Here is a 341-nt window from a genome sequence, read left to right as displayed (position 1 = left end):
CGCATCGATCGCCGGCCGCACCTGGCCCTCCCAGGCCTGGCGGGTAAACACCCCCGGCACGCTGGCAGAGCTAACGAAAAGCGCCCGTGCCTCGGTGTCGCCGACCATCTGTTGCAGGTTCAACGCCGGGTAATGGTTGGCGGCCTCATCGAGGACGGTTTTATACAGGCTGGCTTCGGCATTGCGCTGGCCCAACTGGCCGAGCAGCAGCTGTCGGACCTGGGCTACCAGCTTCGGGTCGGCCGCGATGCGCCAGTCCGGGTGCGCCGCCAGTTGCTCGCCGTAGAACTGCCAGAGCGTTGGCGACAGGCCGTGCCACAGTCCCGGCGAAACCCCGGCGC

1 protein-coding gene is annotated in these 341 nt (G+C 68.0%); it reads right to left on the bottom strand.

Annotation, left to right across the window (positions count from 1 at the left end; all coding sequences use genetic code 11):
* Nucleotides 1–341: ImcF-related family protein (locus tag NQL71_RS29715; protein WP_274643797.1), on the bottom strand; the 341-nt coding region annotated here is incomplete at both ends.

This window comes from Pseudomonas serbica (assembly GCF_028823535.1).
In the GTDB taxonomy this organism is placed as follows: Bacteria; Pseudomonadota; Gammaproteobacteria; order Pseudomonadales; family Pseudomonadaceae; genus Aquipseudomonas; species Aquipseudomonas serbica.
The sequence above is the reverse complement of the archived record's forward strand: the minus strand, read 5'-3'. Positions and strand labels throughout refer to the sequence as shown.